The sequence below is a fragment of the Enterobacter sp. UPMP701 genome (genome assembly GCF_053709515.1).
Map to the genome: position 1 here is coordinate 20,508 of NZ_JBSKJN010000015.1, position 19,362 is coordinate 39,869.

Annotated in this window: 17 protein-coding genes; 4 read left to right on the top strand and 13 right to left on the bottom strand. The window is 53.8% G+C overall.

Annotated elements, in window-relative coordinates; all coding sequences use genetic code 11:
- Window positions 1-86 precede the first annotated feature (86 nt).
- The 11 genes from lpxD to rpsB all read right to left on the bottom strand — a co-directional run bounded on the left by lpxD (window position 87) and on the right by rpsB (window position 11,948).
- Window positions 87-1,112 carry a UDP-3-O-(3-hydroxymyristoyl)glucosamine N-acyltransferase gene (gene lpxD, locus ACWKXT_RS21355; RefSeq protein ID WP_041911190.1) on the bottom strand — a complete coding sequence of 342 codons (1,026 nt, stop codon included), beginning with the start codon at window positions 1,110-1,112 and terminating at the stop codon, window positions 87-89.
- Between the two features lie 3 nt (window positions 1,113-1,115).
- Entirely contained in the window at window positions 1,116-1,610 is a 495-nt protein-coding gene (skp, locus tag ACWKXT_RS21360) for a molecular chaperone Skp (RefSeq protein WP_014882635.1), read from the bottom strand.
- A 122-nt stretch (window positions 1,611-1,732) separates the two neighbouring features.
- Complete coding sequence (gene bamA / locus ACWKXT_RS21365; protein WP_454528298.1) at window positions 1,733-4,150, bottom strand: outer membrane protein assembly factor BamA; 2,418 nt, start codon at window positions 4,148-4,150, stop codon at window positions 1,733-1,735.
- 29 nt (window positions 4,151-4,179) lie between these two features.
- A complete protein-coding gene (rseP, locus tag ACWKXT_RS21370; RefSeq protein ID WP_061099167.1) occupies window positions 4,180-5,532 on the bottom strand; it encodes a sigma E protease regulator RseP in 1,353 nt (450 codons plus the stop codon).
- 11 nt (window positions 5,533-5,543) lie between these two features.
- The gene (gene cdsA / locus ACWKXT_RS21375) at window positions 5,544-6,401 is read right to left on the bottom strand and encodes a phosphatidate cytidylyltransferase (protein ID WP_454528299.1); all 858 of its coding nucleotides are present in this window, start codon (window positions 6,399-6,401) and stop codon (window positions 5,544-5,546) included.
- A gap of 12 nt (window positions 6,402-6,413) precedes the next feature.
- A complete protein-coding gene (gene ispU / locus ACWKXT_RS21380) occupies window positions 6,414-7,172 on the bottom strand; it encodes a (2E,6E)-farnesyl-diphosphate-specific ditrans,polycis-undecaprenyl-diphosphate synthase (protein ID WP_028015581.1) in 759 nt (252 codons plus the stop codon).
- 186 nt (window positions 7,173-7,358) lie between these two features.
- Window positions 7,359-8,558, bottom strand: a complete 1,200-nt coding sequence (gene ispC, locus ACWKXT_RS21385; RefSeq protein WP_454528300.1) for a 1-deoxy-D-xylulose-5-phosphate reductoisomerase — start codon at window positions 8,556-8,558, stop codon at window positions 7,359-7,361.
- A 95-nt stretch (window positions 8,559-8,653) separates the two neighbouring features.
- Complete coding sequence (gene frr / locus ACWKXT_RS21390) at window positions 8,654-9,211, bottom strand: ribosome recycling factor (RefSeq protein ID WP_003856180.1); 558 nt, start codon at window positions 9,209-9,211, stop codon at window positions 8,654-8,656.
- A gap of 167 nt (window positions 9,212-9,378) precedes the next feature.
- Window positions 9,379-10,104, bottom strand: coding sequence for a UMP kinase (gene pyrH, locus ACWKXT_RS21395; protein ID WP_008501910.1), 726 nt, complete (start codon window positions 10,102-10,104; stop codon window positions 9,379-9,381).
- A gap of 149 nt (window positions 10,105-10,253) precedes the next feature.
- Window positions 10,254-11,105, bottom strand: a complete 852-nt coding sequence (tsf, locus tag ACWKXT_RS21400) for a translation elongation factor Ts (protein ID WP_028015579.1) — start codon at window positions 11,103-11,105, stop codon at window positions 10,254-10,256.
- 117 nt (window positions 11,106-11,222) lie between these two features.
- Window positions 11,223-11,948 (bottom strand): 30S ribosomal protein S2, encoded by a 726-nt coding sequence (rpsB, locus tag ACWKXT_RS21405; protein WP_003856207.1) that lies wholly within the window; start codon window positions 11,946-11,948, stop codon window positions 11,223-11,225.
- Window positions 11,949-12,270: 322 nt separating this feature from the next.
- Here rpsB and map point away from each other — a divergent pair, with 322 nt between their 5' ends.
- From map to dapD, 3 genes are all read left to right on the top strand, one after another.
- Window positions 12,271-13,065 (top strand): type I methionyl aminopeptidase, encoded by a 795-nt coding sequence (gene map, locus ACWKXT_RS21410; RefSeq protein ID WP_028015578.1) that lies wholly within the window; start codon window positions 12,271-12,273, stop codon window positions 13,063-13,065.
- A gap of 62 nt (window positions 13,066-13,127) precedes the next feature.
- The gene (glnD, locus tag ACWKXT_RS21415) at window positions 13,128-15,803 is read left to right on the top strand and encodes a bifunctional uridylyltransferase/uridylyl-removing protein GlnD (protein WP_454528301.1); all 2,676 of its coding nucleotides are present in this window, start codon (window positions 13,128-13,130) and stop codon (window positions 15,801-15,803) included.
- A gap of 32 nt (window positions 15,804-15,835) precedes the next feature.
- Window positions 15,836-16,660, top strand: coding sequence for a 2,3,4,5-tetrahydropyridine-2,6-dicarboxylate N-succinyltransferase (dapD, locus tag ACWKXT_RS21420; protein WP_008501915.1), 825 nt, complete (start codon window positions 15,836-15,838; stop codon window positions 16,658-16,660).
- Here dapD and ACWKXT_RS21425 read toward each other — a convergent pair.
- Entirely contained in the window at window positions 16,657-17,289 is a 633-nt protein-coding gene (locus ACWKXT_RS21425) for an ECs1377 family protein (RefSeq protein WP_080328750.1), read from the bottom strand. The genes dapD and ACWKXT_RS21425 overlap by 4 nt on opposite strands.
- A 322-nt stretch (window positions 17,290-17,611) precedes the next feature.
- On the opposite strand from ACWKXT_RS21425, the gene ACWKXT_RS21430 reads away from it, so the two are divergent.
- On the top strand, window positions 17,612-17,998 hold the full coding sequence (locus ACWKXT_RS21430) for a DUF3461 family protein (protein ID WP_014168696.1): 387 nt from the start codon (window positions 17,612-17,614) through the stop codon (window positions 17,996-17,998).
- Window positions 17,999-18,090: 92 nt separating this feature from the next.
- Here ACWKXT_RS21430 and cdaR read toward each other — a convergent pair whose 3' ends face one another.
- A complete protein-coding gene (gene cdaR / locus ACWKXT_RS21435) occupies window positions 18,091-19,248 on the bottom strand; it encodes a DNA-binding transcriptional regulator CdaR (protein WP_454533358.1) in 1,158 nt (385 codons plus the stop codon).
- Between the last annotated feature and the right edge of the window lie 114 nt (window positions 19,249-19,362).

Sequence of the window (19,362 nt, forward strand, 5' to 3'; positions counted from 1 at the left end):
AAATGTACTGATAACAATAATAACACGGCCTGCCGGTTTATTAGAAAGCCGACAGGCCGGGAAAGATAGCGTTAAACGGGTGACGTTTAGTCTTGTTGATCGATCTTACGCTCAAGAGACTTGAGTCGCTTGCTCATATCATCAATGTTCATCACCAGAGCTGCTGTTTTACGCCATACCTTGTTGGGTTGCAGCGGAATGCCGGAGGAATAGACGCCGGGTTCAGTGATAGGACGCATTACCATGCCCATGCCCGTCACCGTCACCTTGTCGCATATTTCCATGTGGCCATTAATCACGCTCGCGCCGCCAATCATGCAGTAACGACCAATTTTCAGGCTGCCCGCCATGATGACGCCCCCCGCAACTGCGGTATTGTCGCCAATCACAACGTTATGCGCAATCTGGCACTGGTTATCGATGATAACACCATTGCCAATGATCGTGTCGTCAAGTGCCCCACGGTCAATGGTGGTACAGGCGCCAATCTCCACGCGATCGCCAATAATAACGCGACCAAGCTGCGGGATCTTAACCCAATTACCACGATCGTTCGCGTAACCAAAGCCATCAGAACCAATGACGGTACTGGACTGGACGAGGCAATTTTCGCCGATTTCAACTTCATGATAAACGGACACATTGGCCCATAAACGGGTTCCAGCGCCGATTTTCGTATTTTTCCCAACGAAGCATCCCGGGCCAATTACGACGTTATCACCCAGCTCAACGCCAGATTCGATAACCGCATTTGCGCCAACGGCCACGTTGTTACCCAGCTTAGCCGTCGGATCAATCGCTGCACTGGCAGCAATGTTCTGCGCCGGCTGCGGCGTGGTATCAAGAATTTGAGCCATGCGTGCATACGTCAGGTAGGGATTCTTCACTACCAGCGCGCTTCCAGTGGCAAAGGGAAGATCGTCCTGCGTCAGAACAACAGCTGACGCCTGGCATTGAGCCAGTTGTTCACGGTACTTAGGGCTTACCATGAAGGTAATCGTGCCAGCTTTAGCAGATTGCATGGACGCAACAGCGGTGATGACGATATCGCCATCACCGTGTAATTCTGCATCCAACTGCTGAGCTAAATCAGCCAGTCGAATTGAAGGCATTACTTATTTAACCTGTTTCAGAACATCAGCGGTGATGTCTTTAACATCGCTGCTGTTGAAAGCAACGGCGTTCGCATCAACAACCAGATCGATGCTCTGATCGGCAGCAACTGCTTTAACAGCAGTCTGAATGCGAGTCACCAGCTTGCCACGCTCTTCGTTAGAACGACGCTGACGATCCTGCTCGAAAGCCTGTGCTTTCTGGGAGAAGGTCTGGCGCTGAGCCATAACGTCTTTTTCCAGTTTGCTGCGATCGCTTGCTTTCATGGTAGAACCATCACGCTGCAGACGCTGCATTTTGGACTGAAGATCGCCTTCCATACGCTGCAGTTCGCTCGCACGGCCTTTGAATTCGTTTTCCAGCGTCGCAGAAACACCGGTTTTCTGAGCGACTTGCTGGAACAAATTACCCATGTTGACGATTGCGATTTTGTCTGCTGCCTGAGCAGAAGTTGCCATCGCTAAACCGAGACCTGCAGCTAATAACCACTTTTTCACAATTAACTCCTTACCATCCCATTGGCACCAGAAGGTACCGTTCTTTGCGTGGCAAGGCGACCGTTTGACCGATCGCCGCTTGTCAGCGCTACACTGCCAACGCATTCCATTGCAGCGGATTATTACCAGGTTTTACCAATGTTAAACTGGAATTGCTCCGCTTTGTCTCCATCGTATTTCTTAAACGGCTGGGCGTAGGAGAAGACCAACGGCCCCAGCGGTGACATCCATTGTAATGCGATACCGGCAGACATGCGAATATTGCTCGGATCGCTGTAGTCTGGTACGCCAGCAGCACGCATCTGATCGGTGTTCTGCCAGTTCGTGTCCCACACCGTACCCGCATCCCAGAAGAAGGACGTTCGGACCGAGTTCGCGTATTTATCACTGATAAATGGCGTTGGGGTGATGAACTCCAGGCTGGCCACGGCCATAGCGTTACCGCCCACCGCATCATCAGAGCTACATACTTGTTTTGGATCACGGCTTGCGCAGTTATCTTCGTCATTGCCGCCGTAATAAACCGCTTTCGGACCAATGTTGTTGGACTGGAAGCCACGCACGGTGCTTGAACCACCGGCATAGAAGTTTTCATAGAACGGCATCTCTTTGCCGCCTAAGCCATCGCCATAGCCCCAACGGGTACGACCCAGAACCACCCACTTATGGTCGTCATCGATCGGGAAGTAGGATGCGGTATCCAACGTGAGCTTATAAAACTCGTTATCGGAGCCCGGTACGGTGACTTTACCGTTCAGGTTGACGCGAGAACCTTCCGTTGGGAAGTAACCACGGTCAAGACGGTTGTAAGTCCAGCCGTAGTTGAAGGTGAAGTCATCTGCCGCAAAGCCGTTGTCATCGCTGGATGTGCTTGCAGACTGGCCGATAGAGTCCAGATAACGCCACATCGCCACCTGCGGTTGCATGTTGGACAGGTCGTTATGCACATAACCTAAGCCCGCACGCAGGGTGTTGTATTCGTTCACCGGGAAGCCAAGCGTTCCGTCCACACCGTAACTTTTGTTGGTGTAGGAAGACAGATCCGCGTCATCCGCTTTAAAGTCGTTATAGAAGATACGACCGCCCAGGCTCACACCGTCAACGGTGAAGTATGGGTTGGTAACGGAGAACTCAGAGTAGGTCTGGTAGTCGTTTTTGGTACCGTTAATACCCACAGAGTAACCCGTACCCAGCCAGTTATCCTGCTGGACACCCACCTGGAAGCTGACGCCGCTTTCAGTGCCGTAGCCCACACCGAAGTTAAAGCTACCGGTGTTACGCTCTTTCACTTTATAAACGACATCAACCTGATCCGGGCTGCCCGGGATACGCTGGGTTTCAGTGTCCACGGTTTCAAAATAGCCCAGACGGTTCAGACGCTCTTTACCCTGGTCAACGAGGTCGCTACCCAACCATGCCCCTTCCATCTGACGCATTTCGCGACGCAGAACGGAGTCTTTAGAGGTGTCGTTACCGACGAAGCGGATCTTACGCACGTAGAAACGGTTGCCCGCATCAACGTTAACGTGCAGCTTAACGGTTTTATCCGTGTCGTTGATTTCCGGCTGAGTCTGTACGCGCGGGTAGGCATAACCATAGCGGCCGAGCAGCTTCTTAATGCTGTCTTCCATCTTGGTTACCTTAGAGCCGCTATACAGATCGCCCGGCTGAATTTTGGTCAGCGATTCGATCTCAGCAGAATGCCCCGCCAGGTTACCACTCACTTCTACACCTGAAAGCTTGTACTGATCGCCTTCAGTGATGTTAACCGTAATGTAGATACCTTTCTTGTCCGGCGTCAGACTGACCTGAGTCGAGTCGATGTTGAAACGGGCATAACCGCGATCCAGATAATAGCTGCGCAGGGTTTCAAGATCGCCCGCCAGTTTCTGTTTCTGGTATTTACGATCGCCAACCACGTTCCACCACGGCACTTCATCGCGCAGCTGGAAGGTCGAGATCAGTTCGTCGGTACTGAACGCGTGGTTACCCACGATGTTGATCTGCTGGATCTTCGCAGAAACACCTTCCTGGAAGACCAGCTTCAGGTCAACACGGTTACGCGGGAGCGGAGTGACAACCGCTTTCACGCTGGCGCTGTATTTACCGACGCTGTAGTAGAAGTCTTCCAGACCTTTTTCAATGTCTGAAAGGGTTGTGCGGTCCAGAGACTCGCCCACACGGACACCGGATGCTTCAAGATTTTGCTTGAGCATGTCATCTTTCACCGACTTGTTGCCGGAGAAAGTGATACTGGCGATCGTTGGACGTTCTTTTACCTGTACCAGCAGCGTATCACCATCGCGCAGGACGCGGACATCCTCGAAGTTGCCGGTGGCAAACAGAGCACGGATGGTGTTACTGATATCATCATCATTAACCGTATCGCCGGGGCGCACAGGCATACTGAGGAGGGCCGCACCAACGGCGACACGCTGGAGGCCTTCGAAATGAATGTCTTTCACTACGAACCCGTCAGCACCGTATACGGTGGCGCTGCTAAACAGCAGCGACGCTATGAGCAACTTTTTCATCGCCATCGTTATTATGCGTTCTTCCTAACACTCTCTTACAACCGAGAGAAATCATTGAAAAGTGCAAGCCCCATTAACAGCACCAGCAAAATCGAGCCAATGCGATAACTAAAGTCTTGAACTCGCTCGGATACCGGTCCGCCTTTTAGTTTTTCAATCGCTAAAAACAGCAGATGACCCCCGTCTAAAACGGGAAGCGGGAACAGGTTGATTATCCCAAGGTTCACGCTAATGAGCGCGAGGAACATGAGATAGTAAATCACCCCGAACTCCGCTGACATCCCAGCCCCCTGAGCAATCGAAATTGGCCCACTGAGGTTGTTCAGTTTCACATCACCGGTTATCAATTTCCCCAACATGTTGACCGTCAGCTTCATCAGTTGCCATGTTTTATCCGTGGCTTCAAGAATGGCGCTGAACGGCCCATACTGGCGTATTGTCTTGTACTCATCTGGCAGCGGGATCACTTTTGGCACAACGCCTGCGAACCCTTCTGCCTTTTTGCCGACCGACTTCGTATCCGGGATCAGCGTCAGCGAAAGCGGACTGCCTTGCCTTTCAACTTCCAGCGCGAGGGACGTCCCCGGATTATCGCGCACCAGAGTAACAAAGGTCATCCACTCTGTTAATGGTTGACCATCGACTTTAACGATCCTATCACCAGCTTGCAAACCCGCTTTGCTCGCCGCCGAATTTGCCTGTACTTCGGCTAATACCGGCTCAATCTGCGCGCCGCGGGGACGAATGCCCAGCGCAGCAACGGGATCCTCTTTGTCTGGCTCGAAACGCCAGTGGCGTAAATCCAGTACTTTGTCCTGACGCGCGTCTGATCCAAACGGCGATACGCTGATGGTGGTCTGCGGATCGCCTATTTTGGCTACCAGCTGCAGTCGCACAGCATCCCAATCAGGGGTTTCGATGCCATCAATCGCTTTAAGTTCCATCCCGGAGGTAATTTGCGCACTCGCCGCGATGGAGTCAGGGGCAATTTCCCCTACAACCGGACGCACGCCTGGGACGCCGATGATAAACACCAGCCAGTAAGCGAAAATCGCGAAGATAAAGTTGGCTACCGGTCCGGCAGCGATGATGGCGGCGCGTTGTCCAACGGTTTTGTTATTGAACGCGCTGTGTCGTAGCTCGGGGGCGACAGGCTCAACGCGTTCGTCGAGCATTTTGACGTAGCCGCCAAGCGGGATAAGGGCGATGACAAATTCCGTGCCGTGACGGTCGGTGCGCGTCCAGAGTGATTTGCCAAAACCAATGGAGAATCGCTCTACCCGCACACCACAACGGCGAGCAACCCAGAAATGGCCAAATTCATGCACGGTAATCAGTACACCCAGTGCAACAATGAACGCCGCCAGATTCCAGAGAATGCTCAGCATAAAACCTTCCGTTAAATCGTCCCGAATACCAGTAAAAGCAGGCAAGCAAATACTGGAACAGCCGCTGTCAGGCTGTCAATGCGATCCAGTATACCGCCATGCCCTGGAATAAGATGTCCGCTGTCCTTAATCCCTGCTTCACGCTTAAACATACTTTCGGTTAAATCACCGAGCACTGAGGCAAGTGCCGCAAAAATCGAGCACACCAGCAGTATTGACGGCGCCACTGCCAGATCTGCCCAGACGCCATAGCCCCAGGAGATGATCGCTGCCGTAAACAAGCCGCCGATGAAGCCTTGCCAGGTTTTGCCCGGAGAAACCTTCGGTGCCAGCTTATGTTTGCCAAACAGTTTACCAAACATATACGCCCCGGAGTCAGCCCCCCAGACCAGAATCATCACATAAAGCAGCCAGATCGCACCGCTGTAGTGGTTTTCGTCGTAGTGCCAGGCGCGCAGCGCGACCATTCCCCAGAAAAAGGGAACAATGGTGAGCAAACCAAAAATCAGTCGCAGCACTTTAGAATTACGCCAGATTGCGGCTGAGCCTGGATAAAAAAGCACCAACAACAGCGCAGCAACCCACCAGGCCAACGACACCCACAAGGAGCCGGCAACCAGCGGTTGATGAATATCATGATGATATTCAGGCAACGTAAACAGCATTATGGCCAGGATTAAGCCACAAAGTACCGCAAGCCATACTCGCTGACTGCGCGAGGTAAAGCCGCTAAACTGTCCCCATTCCCACGCGGCGAGCATGCACACCACCAGCGTAACAATGGCGAATCCCACCGGGGGCAGTAAAAACAGCGCCGCAATGACAATGGGTATTAAAACAAAAGCGGAAATCAGGCGATACTTCAGCAAAAGCTACCCCCATCAGGCTTTGTCGCCACCTGGCTCGGTGCCGCCGAAACGACGCTCTCGATTGGCAAAGGCATGCAGCGCACCTTCAAAGTCTTGTTCATCAAAATCGGGCCAAAGAACATCCGTAAAGTAAAGTTCAGCATAGGCAATTTGCCATATCAAAAAGTTACTTATGCGATGTTCCCCCCCTGTCCTAATTACCAAATCCACAGGTGCCAGTTCATTCATGCAGATTTGCTTGCTCAGCGCCTCTTCATCAATCTGGTCGGGTCTCAACAGCCCTTCCTGAACCTGTTCGGCCAGATGCCGAACGCCCTGGATAATATCCCAGCGTCCACCGTAATTCGCCGCAACGTTGAGCGTCAGACCAGTATTATTTTCCGTCAGCGCTTCTGCTTTACGAATCCGTTCCTGCAAACGTGAGTTAAAACGACTGGTATCGCCAATGATGCGCAGGCGTACGTTGTGGCGGTGCAGGCTTTTTACTTCGCTGTCTAGCGCCCACACAAACAATTCCATCAACGCGGTCACTTCCTGCGGAGGTCGATTCCAGTTTTCACTGCTAAAAGCATAGAGCGTTAACGCATCAATGCCGTTATTGGCGGCAAAAGAGACGGCGCGGCGAACAGATTTCGCCCCTGCTTTATGCCCAAAGGCTCGTATTTTCCCTTGTCTTTTCGCCCAGCGCCCATTGCCATCCATAATAATTGCTACATGACGGCAGCCATGAGCTGGCAAGTTTTCGCTTATTGGTTGATTCGCAGACAACATAACGCGTTTTTTGTCCCTGAAAAGGATTTAACGGTACTCAGGAATACTTAAGCCTGTACATAAAAAAGCCGTGTCAAACCACGGCTTACCTGACCACATAAAGTCAAATTCCTGCGATCAGGTGGCGCAGACTATATCACTGAAGCCCAACGCTAACAAATAGCACGACCACTAGTGCTTGCTTTATCACCAGCTTGCGAGACGTGTCACCTGTTTACGTGCAATATCACGAGCAGCTGTATCCACCGCCAGCACCTCTTCCACGCTTTGTGGCTCGCGCAAATCCATCATTTCCAGTACCGATAAATTTAAGGTCGCAATATCGGTAAAACGGATCTGCTGATTCAGAAATGCGTCAACGGTGATTTCATTGGCTGCATTCAGTGCCGTGGTCGCCGCCTGTCCCTGGTCAAAAGCATTCATTGCAAGCTTCAGACAAGGATAACGATCGTAGTCTGGTTCACTGAACGTCAGAGAACTGAGCTTACAGAAATCAAGCGGCTTCACGCCGGATTTCACCCGGTTTGGCCACGCCATTGAATGGGCAATCGGCGTACGCATATCCGGCTCGCCCAGCTGTGCCAGCACGCTACCATCCTGATAGCGCACCATCGAGTGAATCACCGACTGCGGGTGGATCAGTACTTCCATCTGTTTCGCCGACGCATTAAACAGCCAGCGAGCTTCAATGTATTCCAGACCTTTGTTCATCATGGTGGCAGAATCCACGGAGATTTTACGCCCCATTGACCAGTTCGGATGACGGCACGCCTGATCCGGCGTCATTGCGCGCAGTTCAGACAGTGGCGTTTCACGGAACGGGCCACCAGACCCGGTAAGCAGAATCGACACCACGCCATTCTGCTCCAGGTCAGCGTACCCCAGGTTCTGTTGAAAAGGTTGCGGTAAACTCTGAAAAATGGCGTTGTGCTCGCTGTCGACCGGTAAAAGTCGCGCCCCGCGCTGTTTTACCGCGTCCATAAACAGGCGGCCGCAGGTGACAAGAGACTCTTTATTGGCGAGCAAAACATCTTTACCCGCATCGATCGCGGCAAGTGTCGGCAGCAGCCCGGCTGCCCCGACGATGGCCGCCATAACCTGATCAACCTCATCCAGCGCCGCCATCTCGCAGGCCGCCTGCTGGCCACTTAGCACCTCGGTTCGGCTGCCCTTCTCACGCAGCTGTGCTTTCAGCAGACGCGCGCTCTCTTCGTCATCCATCACCGCATAGCGGGGCGCAAACTCCAGACACTGCTCGACCATACGCTGCACATTCTTACCAGCCACCAGCGCTGTCACGGTGTAAAGTTCAGGATTATGGCGGACGACGTCGAGAGTACTGCAACCGATGGAGCCGGTTGAGCCGAGGAGTGTTAAATGCTTCATGAGATGCCCGAAAAAAGTTAGACCAGATAAAAGCAAAACGCCGCCAGCAAGACCCGAAGTCCCTCTGAACGGCGTTTATCAGTGTACGACAGAAATCAGAACTGCATCAGTTCCGCTTCTTTTTCTGCCAGCGCCGCATCAATTTTCTTGATGGCCGCGTCGGTCATTTTCTGAATGTCGTCCTGAGAACGACGATCGTCATCTTCGCTGATCTCTTTTTCTTTCAGCAGTGCTTTCACTTTATCGTTCGCGTCACGACGTACGTTACGCACGGAAACACGACCCTGCTCAGCTTCACCGCGAACCACTTTGATCAGGTCTTTACGACGTTCTTCCGTCAGTGGAGGCAGCGGAACGCGGATATCAGCGCCCGCAGAGCTTGGGTTCAGACCCAGGTCAGACGCCATGATCGCTTTCTCAACGGCCGGGCTCATAGAGCGATCGAAGACGTTGATTTTCAGCGTACGGGTATCTTCAACCGTTACGCTCGCCAACTGACGCAGAGGGGTTGGCGTACCGTAGTATTCTACGATGATGCCATCCAGCAGGCTTGGGGAAGCACGGCCAGTACGGATTTTGCTGATTTGGTTTTTGAACGCTTCTACGCATTTGTCCATGCGTACTTCAGCATCTTTTCTGATGTCGTTAATCACGTTACGAATCCTTGAAAACTTGTCTCAGGCAGACTATCCGCCAGCACAGCGCTACAGGTGTGCTAAGTATAGTCGCGTTTAATTCATGACAACGCCAAAGGCGCGTCCAGGTAAGATATCACTACAAAGTAATGCGGAATCTTACCTGTATTTATCGTCGACGGAAATTATTCCGTGATCAAAGTGCCTTCTTTTTCGCCCATGACCACGCGACGCAGTGCGCCAGGCTTGTTCATGTTGAAGACACGGATCGGCAGTTTGTGGTCGCGAGCCAGCGTAAAGGCGGCAAGATCCATCACTTTCAGCTCTTTATCCAGCACTTCGCTGTAGCTCAGCTGATCGTACATGGTCGCTGAAGGATCTTTTGCCGGATCGGCAGTAAACACGCCGTCTACTTTGGTCGCTTTCAGTACCACGTCGGCTTCGATTTCGATACCGCGCAGGCAGGCAGCGGAATCGGTGGTGAAGAACGGGTTACCCGTACCGGCGGAGAGGATCACCACGCGGTTGTTGCGCAGCAGGCTGATGGCCTCTGCCCAGCTGTAATTATCGCATACGCCATTCAGGGGAATCGCGGACATCAGGCGGGCATTCACGTAGGCGCGATGGAGCGCATCACGCATTGCCAGACCATTCATCACGGTTGCCAGCATACCCATGTGGTCGCCCACAACGCGGTTCATCCCCGCTTTCGCCAGACCAGCACCACGGAAAAGGTTGCCACCGCCAATGACCACGCCAACCTGGATACCCAGTTCGACCAGTTCTTTGATTTCCTGTGCCATGCGATCAAGGATGCTTGCGTCAATACCGAAGCCTTCCGATCCCTGCAGCGCTTCGCCACTCAGCTTAAGCAGAATGCGTTTGTACACGGGTTTTGCATTGGTAGCCATGTTTCTTTCCTGAGACTGTCAACGATTAAGATGGGGTTAATTCTGGCGACATGATATGCCGCAAATCAGCACAGCGATACTGGAGCCTGTCTGATTTCCTGTGAAGGGTGACAAAAAGAAGCCGCCCTCAGGCGGCTCCTTTTCAATCATTAAGACTGCTTGGACATTGCAGCAACTTCTGCTGCGAAGTCAGTCTCAACTTTCTCGATGCCTTCGCCCACTTCGAAGCGGATGAAGCCAGTTACGTCAGCGTTGTGCTCTTTCAGCAGCTGAGCAACAGACTTGCTTGGATCCATAACGAAAGGCTGGCCAGTCAGAGAAACTTCGCCGGTGAATTTCTTCATGCGGCCTTCAACCATTTTCTCTGCGATTTCTTTTGGCTTACCAGACTGCATCGCGATGTCCAGCTGTACCTGGTACTCTTTCTCTACCACTTCAGCAGACACGTCTTCTGGCTTAACGAATTCTGGTTTGCTTGCAGCGATGTGCATTGCCAGCTGTTTAACCAGCTCTTCGTCAGCGCCTTTAGCCGCAACCAGAACACCGATACGTGCGCCGTGCTGGTAAGAACCCAGTACTTCGCCTTCCAGGGAAGATACGCGACGGATGTTGATGTTCTCACCGATTTTAGCAACCAGCGCAACACGTTCTTCTTCGAACTGTGCTTTCAGAACTTCAACGTCAGTGATTTTGCCAGCAACAGCTGCGTCCAGTACTTTGTTCGCAAATGCCTGGAAACCGCCATCTTTAGCAACGAAGTCAGTCTGGCAGTTAACTTCCAGAATGATGCCGTAGGTGCCGTCGATTTTAGTGATGATCACGCCGTCAGCAGCAACGTTGCCTGCTTTCTTAGCTGCTTTGATCGCACCGGATTTACGCATGTTTTCGATTGCCAGCTCGATGTCGCCGTTCGCTTCAGTCAGCGCTTTTTTGCAATCCATCATGCCTGCGCCAGTACGCTCGCGCAGCTCTTTTACCAGGGATGCGGTAATTTCAGCCATTCTTAAATCCTCGGGAGATGTGAACTGCCCGGCCGGAGGCCAAACAGTGTAAATTGAAAAAAGGGGCCGGTAATGGGCCCCTATTCATACACGGTACTAATAAGGGGTAAAACCTTATTATTCAGCTTCTACGAAGCTTTCTTCCGCCTGAGAAGCCAGATCCTGGGAACGGCCTTCACGAACGGTAGCAGCTACAGCGCTCAGGTACAGGCTAACAGCACGGATTGCGTCGTCGTTACCCGGGATAACGAAGTCAACACCGTCCGGATCGGAGTTGGTATCAACGATAGCGAATACCGGGATACCCAGGTTGTTAGCTTCTTTGATAGCGATGTGCTCGTGGTCTGCATCGATTACGAACAGCGCGTCTGGCAGGCCGCCCATATCTTTGATACCGCCCAGGCTGTTTTCCAGCTTGTCCAGTTCACGAGTGCGCATCAGCGCTTCTTTCTTAGTCAGCTTGTCGAAAGTACCGTCCTGAGACTGGGTTTCCAGATCTTTCAGGCGCTTGATGGACTGACGAACAGTTTTCCAGTTGGTCAGCATGCCGCCCAACCAGCGATGGTTCACGAAGAACTGGTCGCAGCTGTTAGCAGCATCTTTCACAGCTTCGCTTGCAGCGCGCTTAGTACCAACGAACAGAATCTTACCTTTACGGGAAGAGATCTTGTTCAGCTCAGCCAGGGCTTCGTTGAACATTGGTACAGTTTTCTCAAGGTTGATGATGTGAACTTTGTTACGCGCGCCGAAGATGAAAGGCTTCATTTTCGGGTTCCAGTAACGGGTCTGGTGACCGAAGTGAACACCAGCCTTGAGCATGTCGCGCATGGAAACAGTTGCCATGTTTTAAAACCTCTATATTGAAAGTTGGGGTTATGCCTCCACGTATCCCATATTACCGACCCCGAAGGGCACCCCGGAATATGTGCCGATACGTGTGTGTTGTTACACAAAGTGAGATTTGTCGCTTCCGTCCAGCCTGTGTATCTGAGATGGATCGGAAGTCCGGCGCGCTTTATACCACAAAACACGACCAGAAACCAACAGTTGTTGGCGGAGTGTGCTGTTAATGATTCTCAATTTGGCACGGGGTGTGCCTGACTGATACCATTGACGACACTTAGACTAGTATTGTCGAAAAAATCGACACCGATGGACAGATTACATGGCTATCTCTATTAAGACACCTGAAGAAATTGAAAAGATGCGCGTCGCCGGTCGTCTGGCCGCGGAAGTGCTGGAAATGATCGAGCCGTTCGTGAAGCCGGGCGTCAGCACCGGTGAGCTGGACCGTATCTGTAACGACTATATCGTGAACGAGCAGCATGCGGTTTCCGCCTGCCTCGGCTACCACGGTTTCCCGAAATCCGTCTGCATCTCTATTAATGAAGTAGTGTGCCACGGCATTCCGGACGATGAAAAATTGCTGAAAGATGGCGATATCGTCAACATCGACGTCACCGTCATTAAAGACGAGTACCACGGCGACACCTCAAAAATGTTCATCGTTGGCAAACCAACGATTCTGGGCGAGCGTCTGTGCAAAGTGACGCAAGAGAGCCTGTATCTGGCGCTGAAAATGGTTAAGCCGGGTATTCGCCTGCGCACCCTCGGTGCCGCAATTCAGAAATTCGTGGAAGCAGAAGGTTTCTCCGTGGTGCGCGAATACTGCGGTCACGGCATTGGCCGCGTCTTCCATGAAGAACCGCAGGTTCTGCATTATGATGCCGATGACGGCGGCGTGGTGCTGCAAAAAGGCATGACCTTCACCATCGAACCGATGGTCAACGCCGGTGACTACCGCATCCGCACCATGAAAGATGGCTGGACGGTGAAAACCAAAGACAGAAGCTTGTCTGCCCAGTACGAGCATACTATTGTGGTAACAGACAACGGCTGCGAAATTATGACGTTGCGCAAGGATGACACCATCCCGGCGATACTGACGAACATTGAGTGATAAGAAGCCGGCGAATGCCGGCTTTTTTAATGGCGATAGCTTTTTCTTATGGGTGGCGCACGATGAGTAATCTATTACCCGAACAGTATGCTAACACAGCACTTCCCACCCTCCCCGACCAGCCCGATAACCCGGGCGTCTGGCCGCCGCAAGAGCTAACCTGCGCGCATATCAAAGCCCATATGGATGTTTTCCACCGCTGGCTTGGCAGCGCGTTCGACGCGGGCGTCTCTGCCGAGCAGCTCATTGAAGCCCGCACTGAATTTATCGACCAGCTCCTGCAGCGTCTGTGGATCGACTACGGTTTCGGGCAGGTGAGCGACGTCGCGCTGGTTGCCGTCGGGGGCTATGGCCGGGGGGAGCTGCATCCGCTTTCCGATATCGACCTGCTGATCTTAAGCCGCAAAAAGCTGCCGGACGAGCAGGCGCAGAAAATCGGCGAGCTGCTGACCCTGCTCTGGGACGTCAAGCTGGAAGTGGGCCATAGCGTGCGCACCCTGGAAGAGTGTCTGCTGGAAGGATTATCCGACCTGACCGTCGCCACCAACCTGATTGAAACCCGCCTGCTGATTGGCGACGTCGCGCTGTTCCTGGAGCTGCAAAAGCACATCTTCAGCGACGGCTTCTGGCCCTCAGAAAAATTCTTCGCCGCAAAAGTTGAGGAACAAAACCAGCGCCACCAGCGCTATCACGGCACCAGCTATAACCTCGAACCCGATATCAAGAGTAGCCCCGGTGGCCTGCGCGATATCCACACCCTGCAGTGGGTCGCCCGTCGCCATTTTGGCGCCACCTCGATGGACGAGATGGTCGGCTTCGGCTTCCTGACCGAGGCCGAGCGTAACGAACTGAACGAGTGTCTGCACCTGTTGTGGCGCATCCGGTTTGCCCTGCACCTGGAAGTCACCCGCTACGATAACCGCCTGCTGTTTGACCGTCAGCTCAGCGTGGCGCAGCGTCTGAACTACCAGGGCGAAGGCAACGAGCCGGTTGAGCAGATGATGAAGGATTTCTTCCGCGTCACCCGCCGGGTCACCGAGCTGAACCAGATGCTCTTACAGCTGTTTGATGAAGCGATCCTTGCCCTGACGGCGGACGAAAAGCCGCGCCCGATTGACGATGAATTCCAGCTGCGTGGTACGCTTATCGATCTGCGCGACGAAACGTTGTTCATTCGCGAGCCGGAAGCGATCCTGCGGATGTTTTACACCATGGTGCGCAACAGCACGATCACCGGGATCTACTCCACCACCCTGCGTCATCTGCGTCATGCGCGCCGCCATCTGACGCAGCCTTTGTGTTACATCCCGGAAGCGCGCTCGTTGTTCCTGAGCATGCTCCGCCATCCGGGTGCCGTCAGCCGCGGGCTGCTGCCGATGCACCGCCACAGCGTGCTGTGGGCCTATATGCCGCAGTGGTCACACATCGTTGGGCAGATGCAGTTCGATCTGTTCCATGCCTATACGGTGGATGAACACACCATCCGCGTAATGCTCAAGCTGGAAAGCTTTGCCAAAGAAGAGACGCGCTCCCGCCACCCGCTGTGCGTGGAACTGTGGCCGCGTCTGACTCACCCGGAACTGATCCTGATTGCTGCCCTGTTCCATGACATCGCCAAAGGTCGCGGCGGCGATCATTCAGTGCTGGGCGCACAGGACGTCCTGAAATTTGCCGAGCTGCACGGCCTGAACTCGCGCGAAACGCAGCTGGTGGCCTGGCTGGTGCGCCATCACCTGCTGATGTCGGTTACCGCCCAGCGTCGCGACATTCAGGATCCGGAGGTTATTAAGCAGTTCGCCGAAGAGGTGCAAACGGAAAACCGTCTGCGCTATCTGGTCTGCCTGACGGTGGCGGATATCTGCGCCACCAACGAAACGCTGTGGAACAGCTGGAAGCAGAGCCTGCTGCGCGAGCTCTACTTCGCCACCGAAAAACAGCTGCGACGCGGGATGCAAAACACCCCGGACATGCGCGAACGCGTGCGCCATCACCAGCTGCAGGCGCTGGCGCTACTGCGGATGGATAATATTGATGAAGAGGCGCTGCATCAGATTTGGGCGCGCTGTCGTGCCAACTACTTTGTCCGCCACAGCCCAAATCAGCTTGCCTGGCACGCGCGGCACCTGCTGAAGCACGATCTGTCACAGCCGATGATCCTGCTCAGTCCGCAGGCCACGCGCGGCGGAACGGAAATCTTCATCTGGAGCCCGGACCGGCCTTATCTGTTTGCAGCCGTCTGCGCCGAGTTGGACAGGCGTAACCTGAGCGTTCACGACGCGCAGATTTTTACCACCCGCGACGGCATGGCGATGGATACCTTTATTGTGCTGGAGCCGGACGGCAGTCCGCTCTCGTCGGACAGGCATGAAGGGATACGCTTCGGTCTGGAGCAGGCGATTACCCAGCGCAGCTGGCAGCCACCGCAGCCGCGTCGCCAGCCGGCGAAGCTGCGTCATTTTACCGTCGATACCGAGGTCAATTTCCTGCCGACCCATACCGATCGTAAATCGTTTCTGGAGCTGATCGCGCTCGACCAGCCAGGGCTGCTTGCCCGCGTCGGCCAGGTTTTTGCCGATCTGGGAATTTCGCTTCATGGCGCCCGAATTACAACCATTGGAGAGCGAGTAGAAGATTTATTTATAATCGCGACGGCCGACCGGCGTGCCCTTAATAATGACCTGCAGCTTGAAGTGCAACAACGGTTGACAGCAGCCCTCAATCCAAACGATAAAGGGTGACGTGTTTTTTAGTGAAATGGAAAGAGTAAACAATGCAGCAGTTACAGAACGTTATTGAGTCCGCTTTTGAGCGTCGCGCCGAGATCACCCCGGCAAATGTGGATACCGTGACCCGTGAAGCGGTAAACCAGGTTATTTCCCTGCTGGATTCCGGCGCCCTGCGCGTGGCAGAAAAAATCGACGGTCAGTGGGTCACTCATCAATGGCTGAAGAAGGCCGTGCTGCTCTCTTTCCGTATCAACGATAACCAGGTTATCGACGGAGCAGAAAGCCGCTACTTCGATAAAGTACCAATGAAATTCGCGGATTACGACGAAGCGCGTTTTCAGAAAGAAGGCTTCCGCGTGGTGCCACCGGCGGCAGTCCGTCAGGGCGCGTTCATCGCACGCAACACCGTGCTGATGCCTTCCTATGTGAACATCGGTGCCTACGTGGATGAAGGTACAATGGTTGATACCTGGGCAACCGTCGGCTCCTGTGCGCAGATCGGTAAAAACGTTCATCTGTCCGGCGGCGTCGGCATCGGTGGTGTTCTGGAGCCACTGCAGGCTAACCCAACCATCATCGAAGACAACTGCTTCATCGGCGCGCGTTCTGAAGTGGTGGAAGGCGTGATCGTGGAAGAAGGTTCCGTGATCTCCATGGGCGTTTATATCGGTCAGAGCACCCGTATTTACGATCGCGAAACCGGCGAAGTGCACTACGGTCGCGTACCTGCGGGCTCCGTGGTGGTTTCCGGCAACCTGCCGTCTAAAGATGGCAAATACAGCCTGTACTGTGCGGTTATCGTGAAGAAAGTGGATGCGAAAACCCGCGGTAAAGTAGGCATCAACGAACTGCTGCGCACCATCGACTAATCCCCGACGCGTTGATAAACCGGGACCCGCCTGTGCGTCCCGGTATAATCATCAAAGACGTCCGTTTCCGCTGTCGCGATCGCCATTCCCTTTTTTCGCAACCCTGCGATATCCGCTGCCATACGCTGGCTACCCAGCCAGAACAGCCCGTCCAGCGCGGTCACCGCCAGCCCCGACTCCAGCGCCAGCTTCAGTCGCTCACGCGGCGCTTTTACCTCTTTGGCAATCTGCCGGAAAGGCTCTGCAGTAAGCCCGGTGGGATCGATCCGTCGAATGCGGGTGCTCATACGGTACTGAAAAGCCTCGGGAATCGCATTGAGATCGGCTTTCAGGCTGTACACGCAGCCAAAGCGCTTGCCGTTAAAAATAACGTTCTTCTGGTTCAGCTGAAACTCATCGCGCAGCCCGGCGATAAGCTGCGGTGCCCGGGTTAGCACCAGTCGGAACGGCAGCTCGAAGCTGGTGACATAATCCACGTTCAGCAAGGCAATGCGTAAACGCTCTTCCGCTCCGGCCTTCAGCTGGCGGCATTCTGCGGCAACTTCTGCCCACTGGTGCGTGAGCCTTGGGCTCTCCTCTGCGGCGCCAAAGCTGTATTTTTCAATCTGATAATCAATGCGTCCTGACATGTCATTATCCCCGCGGGCTACGCTTCAGTGCGATAACTTTGCCTCATTTCCCCGCTTTTGAATACCCGTCTCGCTCGCCTTTTCTCGCAGCTATCGCGATGCCGCGTTAGTGTTGTGAGGGGAGATTCATGTATTCCATTGATTTCCACTTGACGTAGTCGTTAAAAACAACAATAAACGAGTGGGGGCAATGCACCTTCCCTGCCCGGTAATTTCAGTGAAATGTAATCAGGATCGACCCCGCTTTTTTTACATCAGAGGGTGGCAAAAAGGAATTTTTTCGTTAATTATTCAAAGGTTATGTTGAGATAAGGGTACCGCTATGTACGATAATCTGAAAAGTCTGGGCATTACCAATCCTGATGAAATCGATCGTTACAGCCTTCGCCAGGAAGCCAACAACGACATTTTAAAAATCTATTTTCACAAGGATAAAGGAGAGTTTTTCGCCAAGAGCGTGAAGTTTAAATATCCACGCCAGCGTAAGACCGTCGTCGCTGACGGCGTAGGACAAGGGTACAAAGAAGTGCAGGAAATCAGCCCTAACCTGCGCTACGTGATCGATGAACTCGATCAGATTTGCCAGCGCGATCGCACTGAAGTCGATCTCAAACGTAAGATCCTCGATGATTTGCGTCACCTTGAAAGTGTTGTCACCAACAAGATCAGCGAGATTGAAGCGGATCTTGAGAAATTAACGCGGAAATAAAAGCAAAACGGCATTCCCTGATTGCAGTTTTTAGTGTTTGCGCCCTCTCCCTCAGGGAGAGGGATGGGGTGAGGGCACCAGACCGCACTCAGTCATCTCTGCTCGTCCAGCTGCAGCGCCACATACAGTAGCAACCTGTCGTCAAAGTTCCCCAAATCCAGCCCCGTCAGCTCTGAGATCCGGTTTAGCCGGTACTCAAGCGTATTGCGGTGAATAAACAGCGCTTTTGAGGTCGCCAGCGGTTGCACGTTATGGCGAAACCACGCCTGCAGCGTCCGGCGCAGCAGGCCATTGTTGTCCATCGCTTTCAGGCGCGCTAACGGCCGCGCCAGTTCATTGGCCTGCCAGCCGCCACGCAGGCTGTCGAGCAGCACCGGCAGCATCAGATCCTGATAGAAATAACTGCGGCTCTCCGGCATCCGCTGCTTGCCCACCATCATGGTGGTGCGCGCGGTACGCCAGGAGCGGGCGATGCTGCCCGGGCCGGTAAAGTAATTGCCCAGCGCAACGCGAAAACGCAGCTGACCATTCTCCTTCATCCGGGAGATCAGCTGCTCCACGCGGCGGCGATGATCCTCCGCATCCCAGCGGCCAAACGCATTGAGCGCCGGTTTGAGTACCACCATTTCCGTCAGCGAGACGATCGCCACCAGGTTGTCGCGCTCCGGCGTCGCCAGGGCATTTTGTAGCTGCTGCAGCTCAGCCATCGCGCTGTCTACGCCAAGCTGCCCGCTGTCGACCTCAATCACCGCCACCACGCGCGGCTGGTTGAGGTCGATCCCCAGACGCTGCGCCCATTCGCTGAGTGCAGGCGTATGCTCTTCCGCCTGTATCAGGTTCATTACGAGCTCTTCGCGTAAACGGCTGTCCTGGGCGAGCAGGTGCATCAGGCGCGACTGCTCAAGCATCATTTCCGCCGTCATACAGACCAGTTCGCCGTATTTCCGCAGGGAATCCGGTTCACCCGTCAGGCCGATAACGCCGACAATTTCCCCTTCCAGACGCAGCGGCAGGTTGATCCCCTGGCGTACGCCGTGCAGGTGTTTCGCTACCGCATCGTCGATATCGACCACGCGCCCCTGAGAGAGCACCAGCAACGCACCTTCGTGCAATTCACCAATACGCTCACGATCGCCGCTGCCAATGATGCGCCCACGAGCATCCATCACGTTGATGTTGGTATCAATGATGCGCATGGTACGCGCCACAATATCCTGCGCCATTTTGGTATCGAGATGCCAGCCAGCCATGTAACCCTCCTGTGAGCAGAGCTCAAGCATAAGGAAGTTCAGCGACGGCTGCATTGTGCATATGCACAAAGCGGGAGGGGGAAGTATGGAGTTGTGGTAAGTGTCACAGAAACG